The organism is Collimonas sp., from assembly GCF_044339385.1.
Lineage (GTDB): Bacteria > Pseudomonadota > Gammaproteobacteria > Burkholderiales > Burkholderiaceae_D > Collimonas.
Genome location: NZ_JBIIVN010000202.1, coordinates 1 through 3,744, shown reverse-complemented (window position 1 = coordinate 3,744; position 3,744 = coordinate 1). Strand labels below are relative to the sequence as shown.

The window sequence follows — 3,744 nt, the reverse complement described above, 5'->3', positions numbered from 1 at the left end:
CAGCATTCGACGCTTGGCTATCGTTCACCCTGCCAGTATTTAGATGACTGGCTCACTGAGCAACATCAGGAAAAACAGGCGGCATAAAAGCCACCTGTTGGAAGACGAAAAATCGAGGGAAGCTCAGCCTTCGTTGTTCAGTGCAGGATACTCCTTAAACTATTGTCCGGATTTCCGGGTCCACTATATACCATCTATTCCGCCATTTCTGTCTGGCGTTGATTTGATTGGGCGTTAAAAAATGCACAATGTGACGCTAATCCAAGGTCATGTTGCTCACTGCCGGGATTGGCAGGGGGGGGAAAGAAGGCCTCAGGATTGGTCGTAGAGCAAGCAAGCGGATCGCAAAATATAAATCCCCAACCTTTTCGCAAACTGTGCGGTGGATTTGAGATAACCACAGACTTCCCGGAAAATACCCGGCGTTATCCCTTTTATCCCGTCATTGTTGTTGACGCCATAAGCGTCCACAAATGATTCTATCTATCGGAGTGTCAGATGTCTGTCTATGAAAAGTTGCAAGCCCTGAATATCACGTTGCCTGCCGTCGCTGTGCCTGCTGCTGCCTATGTGATGTATGCCCAAAGCGGCAATACAGTTTACCTGTCCGGCCATCTGGCCAAAAAGGATGGCAAGATCTGGGTTGGCCAACTGGGCAAGGACACCACTACCGAAGAAGCCAAACTGGCTGCGCGTGGCATTGCTATCGAACTGATCGCGACCTTGCAGGCAGCCTGCGGCGGTGACTTGAAGCGCGTCAAGCGCATCGTCAAATTAATGAGCCTGGTCAATTCGACCGGCGATTTCACCGAGCAGCATCTGGTCACCAACGGTGCCTCTGAACTGATCGGCGAGGTATTTGGCAAGCAGGGCAAACATGCCCGTTCCGCATTTGGTGTAGCGCAACTGCCGTTGGGCGCCTGCGTTGAAATTGAAATGATTGCTGAAATAGAGTAGTCCGCGCAGTTCTGGTAGCGTCACCCGCTACCAGCCCAGGAGACGGCAGATCATAAAAAAAGTCACGGGCGTCTACCCATGGTTCCGGCTGCGGCTGGATAGTTGCAAGACGCCCCTTAAAAAATAAGATCACTTGAAGATAATCTATGAAAATTGAAAACTCCCCCGCGCTTGATTGGCATTTTTCGGAGAGAGCGCAGAAACTGCAAAGTTAGGCCATCCGAGAAATCCTCAAGATCACCATGCGTCCAGAAATCATTTCGTTCGCCGGTGGCTTGCCGTCGCCAGCGACTTTTCCGGTGGAGCAACTGAAGGTCGCTTTCGATAAGGTGCTCTCTGAGCAAGGCAAGGTTGCGCTGCAATACGGGCCGACCGATGGCTACGCTCCGTTGCGCGAGTGGGTGGCGGATTCGCTCTCGACCAACGGCGCCAGGATTTCGCCGAATCAGGTCTTGATGACTTCGGGTTCGCAGCAAGACCTGGATCTGCTGGGCAAGGTACTGATCGACGAACGCAGCAAGGTACTGGTCGAAACGCCAAGTTATCTCGGCGCTTTGCAGGCGTTCTCGTTGTACGGCTCGGAATTCGTCTCAGTACCGAGTGACGATGGCGGTTTGCTGCCGGAGACGGTGGCAACGCTGGGGCAGGGCGCGCGCATCCTGTACGCGCTGCCGAATTTTCAGAACCCTACTGGTCGTACGCTGTCGTTGCAACGTCGCCACGTGCTGGTCGATGTCTGCGCCCGGCTTGGACTGCCGCTGATTGAGGACGATCCATACGGCGCTCTCAGCTATCGTGCTGAACCGTTGCCGAAAATGCTCAGCATGAACCCGGACGGCGTCATCTATATGGGGTCGTTCTCAAAAATACTGACGCCAGGCATCCGTCTGGGTTACGTGGTTGCGCCGCGGCCACTGGTCGAAAAGCTTGAACAAGCCAAGCAGGCGACCGATCTTCACACCGCGCAGCTGACCCAAATGGTAGTCTACAATACGATCAAGGACGGCTTCCTTGACGACCATATTCCGACTATCCGCAAGTTGTATTCGGATCAGTGCGATGCCATGCTGGACGCCTTGCAAACCTATTTCCCGAGCCAGTGCAGCTGGACCCGGCCGGAAGGCGGGATGTTCATCTGGGTGACCTTGCCGAAGCATATCGACAGCATGCAACTGCTCGACGAAGCCGTCGGGCAGCGCGTGGCGTTTGTGCCGGGCGCGCCGTTTTATGGCAATACCCCGGAAAAACATACGCTGCGGTTGAGTTTCGTCACAGTGCCGCCGGCCAGAATCCGCGAAGGAATCGAGCGTCTGGGCAAGCTGATCGCATCGAAGATTTGATTTGAATGCGCTGACTGTTCGTGAGCAAACTGCTCCAGGCAGGAGGCAAGATGGCAAGCCAAGGGCTGGTGTCTGCAGCGCACACAATGCCAGCAGACGCCGGCCCTTGGCGTTTCTTGATTTGTAATTTTTGTAATTTTTGTAATGGCTAAGGTTCCACATCGATCAAAGGTGCTCCATGCAACAATTTGCCTCCGACAATCAAGCCGGTATTTGTCCGGAAGCGCTTGAGTATCTGCTCAAGAGCAATGACAGCGGCCACGCGTCGTCCTACGGTGACGATGCCTGGACTCAGCGCGTATGCGATCGCATGCGCGATCTGTTCCAGACCGACTGTGAAGTATTCTTTGTATTCAACGGCACGGCAGCCAATTCGCTGGCGCTGGCCTCGCTATGCCAGTCCTATCACTCGGTGATCTGCCATGAGCTGGCGCACATTGAAACCGATGAGTGCGGCGGTCCTGAATTCTTTTCCAACGGCTCCAAACTGCTGACAGCCAAAGGCGAGAACGGCAAGCTGACGGCGGATGCGATCGAGGCCTTGGTCACTAAGCGCGCCGATATCCATTATCCACGGCCAAAGGTGGTCAGCATCACGCAATCGACAGAAGTTGGCACCGTGTATTGCGTCGAGGAAATCCGCGCAATCGCTGCGATTGCCAAACGTCGCCAGTTGCGGGTGCATATGGATGGTGCGCGGTTTGCCAATGCGGTGGCGTCGCTGAACGTGCATCCTTCGGAAATCACCTGGCGTGCCGGCGTCGATGTGCTGTGCTTCGGCGGCACCAAGAATGGCTTACCGGTGGGCGAGGTGGTAGTGTTCTTCGACAAGGCGCTGGCCGAGGATTTCGCCTATCGTGTCAAGCAAGCTGGCCAGCTCGCATCCAAGATGCGTTTTATTTCCGCACCCTGGCTAGGATTGCTGGATAACGATGTCTGGTTGCGTAACGCCCGCCATGCGAATGCCATGGCGCAATTACTGCATCAGCGCCTGCGCGATATCCCCGGTGTGCGGGTATTGTACGAGCCGCAATCGAACGCTGTTTTTGCAGACTTGCCGAAACAAGCTGCTGACGCAATGCGTGCGGGCGGCTGGAAGTTCTATCAGTTTATCGGTGCCGGCGGTTGTCGTCTGATGTGCGCCTGGGATACGCAACCGCAAACGGTAGAGCGGTTTGCTGCGGAGTTACGAGGTTTGTGTCTCGCATAATCCAGATCAGCCGCTTAGAAAATTGCGGCAGAAACAATTAGAAAACAATTGGGGTCAGGAAACAATTAGGGTCAGAGTCGAATTAAAATAATCCGACTATGGAGGGTGTGTGAGCTTCCCTCGATTTTTCGTCTCCCAACAGGTGGCTTTTATGCCGCCTGTTTTTCCTGATGTTGCTCAGTGAGCCTGTCATCTAAATACTGGCAGGGTGAACGATAGTCAAGCGTCGAATGCTGC

General features: G+C 54.4%; 3 protein-coding genes. All 3 read left to right on the top strand.

The window, feature by feature from the left end:
• Positions 1-498 precede the first annotated feature (498 nt).
• The 3 genes from ACIQ0R_RS11780 to ACIQ0R_RS11770 all read left to right on the top strand — a co-directional run bounded on the left by ACIQ0R_RS11780 (position 499) and on the right by ACIQ0R_RS11770 (position 3,507).
• On the top strand, positions 499-957 hold the full coding sequence (locus ACIQ0R_RS11780; RefSeq protein WP_395827614.1) for a RidA family protein: 459 nt from the start codon (positions 499-501) through the stop codon (positions 955-957).
• A 218-nt stretch (positions 958-1,175) separates the two neighbouring features.
• On the top strand, positions 1,176-2,297 hold the full coding sequence (locus ACIQ0R_RS11775) for a PLP-dependent aminotransferase family protein (protein WP_395827617.1): 1,122 nt from the start codon (positions 1,176-1,178) through the stop codon (positions 2,295-2,297).
• A 178-nt stretch (positions 2,298-2,475) separates the two neighbouring features.
• Positions 2,476-3,507, top strand: coding sequence for a threonine aldolase family protein (locus ACIQ0R_RS11770; RefSeq protein ID WP_395827611.1), 1,032 nt, complete (start codon positions 2,476-2,478; stop codon positions 3,505-3,507).
• Positions 3,508-3,744: the final 237 nt, after the last annotated feature.